Source organism: Brevundimonas sp. (genome assembly GCF_031082345.1).
GTDB lineage: Bacteria > Pseudomonadota > Alphaproteobacteria > Caulobacterales > Caulobacteraceae > Brevundimonas.
This window is the reverse complement of sequence record NZ_JAVHLH010000340.1, coordinates 1-2258: the sequence shown is the minus strand read 5'-3', so window position 1 is coordinate 2258 and position 2258 is coordinate 1. Positions and strand designations below refer to the sequence as shown.

2 protein-coding genes and 1 pseudogene are annotated in these 2258 nt (G+C 73.0%); all 3 read right to left on the bottom strand.

Features of this window, described 5'->3' with window-relative positions:
* The coding region (locus tag RDU12_RS15015) for a 3-deoxy-D-manno-octulosonic acid transferase (RefSeq protein WP_308685439.1) at positions 1-1255 on the bottom strand (1255 nt) is incomplete at its 3' end.
* A gap of 1 nt (position 1256) precedes the next feature.
* Positions 1257-1943, bottom strand: a complete 687-nt coding sequence (locus RDU12_RS15010; protein ID WP_300293033.1) for a lysophospholipid acyltransferase family protein — start codon at positions 1941-1943, stop codon at positions 1257-1259.
* Positions 1940-2258: pseudogene (locus RDU12_RS15005) on the bottom strand (ABC transporter ATP-binding protein); the annotation flags it as partial. The gene RDU12_RS15010 and the pseudogene RDU12_RS15005, both read right to left, overlap by 4 nt.

The window sequence follows — 2258 nt, the reverse complement described above, 5'->3', positions numbered from 1 at the left end:
TCAAGCTGTCCCACAGGCGGTCGAGGCCCGAGCCGGCCTCGGCGGCGGCGCGGCGGCCGCGGTCGCCCATGGCCCGGGCGGCCTTGTCGTCGGTCAGCAGGGGCGCGAGGACGGCGGGCAGGTCCCACGGCGCCTCGACCACGGCGAGGCCGCCGGCGGCCACCAAGGCCTCGGTGACGGCGGCCCAGTTGCTCATGTCCGGGCCGGTGACGGCGGGCTTGCCGAGGCGGGCCGGCTCCAGCGGATTGTGACCGCCGACCGGGGGCTTCTCGAGGGCGGCGGAGAAGCTGCCGCCCATGACCACCACATCGGCCAGACGCAGGAACAGGCCCATCTCGCCCAGGGTGTCGGCGACATAGAGGTCGGTGTCGCGGTCGGGCTCGCGGCCGTCGGAGCGCAGGGCGAAGCGGTAGCCGTCGCGGGTCAGGGCGGCGGCGATGGCGGGGGTGCGTTCGGGATGGCGCGGAACCAGGATCAGGCACAGCCGATCGGCCAGCTTGTCGAGGGCGCGGACGAGCGCGATCTCCTCGCCGTCGTGGGTGCTGGCGGCGACGACCACAGGCCGGTCGCCGATGGCGGCGCTGAGGCGGGTGAAGGCTCCCGGGTCGTGCGGCGGGGCGGCCCCGGCGAGCTTCAGGTTCACATGGCCGTCGATGCGGGCGCCGAGGCTCTCCAGCCGGGCGGCGGAGGCCTGGTCCTGGGGCAGGACGCGGTCGAAGGCGGAGACGATCTCGCGCGCGGCGCCGGGGAAGCGGCGCCAGCCTTCGACGGTCTTTTCCGTGATCCGGGCGCTGGCGAGGATCAGCTTCACCTCGCGGCGGCGGGCCTCGAGGATCAGGTTGGGCCACAGCTCGCTCTCGACGAAGACGGCGGCGGCGGGCCGCCAGTGGTCGAGGAAGGCGCGCACGGCGCCGGGCGTGTCGACGGGGGCGAACTGGTGGATGACGCCGGGCTGCAGGCGTTTGGCCAGCAGGGTCGCCGAGGTCAGGGTGCCCGAGGTGACCAGCACGGTCAGGTCGGGACGTTTGTCGCGCAGCCGCTCGACCACGGGCAGCAGGGACAGGGTCTCGCCGACGCTGACGCCGTGCAGCCAGACCAGATCGCCGGCGGGGCGGGGGACGGAGGCGAGGCCGAGGCGTTCGTCGACGCGGGCCGGGTCCTCCTTGCCCTGTTTGGCGCGGGCGTCGAGCAGGCGCGGAGCCAGCGGCTCCAGCAGACGGGTCAGCAGCCGGTAGGCTATCAGGGCGGGGCTCACTTCAGATCCGCTCCAGACCGGTAATGGCGTCTGCGGCGGCCTCCACTGCGGTGATGCGCGCCGTCCAGTCGGCGACGACGTCGCCCGGTTCCGCCCCCTCGGGAAAATCCGCCCGGTCCCAGACCACGGCGCCTTTGCCGAAGGGCAGGGGGATGACGGTCTGGTCCCAGTTGTTCAGGCGGATGGCCGGGTTGCAGGACAGGCCGACGAACAGGACCGGCGCCTTCGACAGCTTCGCCAGGACCGGCAGGCCCTCCGCCATGCTGCGCGCCGGGCCGCGCGGACCGTCCGGGGTGATGGCGAGGCCGCCAACCTTGAGCTGGCGCAGGCCGTCGCGCAGGGCCTGGGTTCCGCCCTTGTCGACCTCGCCCTTATCCTTGTTGACGGAGGAGCCGCGCACGGCGGGAATGCCGAGCCGGGCCATCGCCCGGGCCAAAAGTTCCCCGTCGGCGCTGCGCGAGATCATGCCCTTGATCGGCTGGGCCCGGTCCAGCGGCCACACGGCCGGGGCCAGAGACGTGCGGGAGTGCCAGAAGACGGTCAGAACGCCGCCGCCCTGATCCCAGATGGCCTCGACCAGTTCGCGGTTGCGGTGCTCCCAGCGGATGGTTGCGTAGCAGAAGCGCAGCCAGCCGGCCATGATCCAGCCGAGGGCGCTCTGGACCGCGGGATTTCGGAGCGGCTTCATGCGACGGTCGCGACCGTCGCGGGCTCGCCGTCCAGCGACTGCTGTTTCGCCAGCCGGGCGTAGAGGCCGCCCTTCTTGACCAGCTGGGCGTGGGAGCCGGTCTCGGCGATGCGGCCGGCCTCGACGACATAGATGCGGTCGGCGTTGCGCACGGTCGACAGGCGGTGGGCGATCATCAGTGTGGCCCGGCCCTCCATCAGACGTTCCAGCGCGGCCTGGACCAGGGCCTCGCTCTCGGTGTCCAGCGCCGAGGTGGCCTCGTCGAGCAGCAGGATGGGAGCGTCCTTGAGGAAGGCGCGGGCGATGGCGACGCGC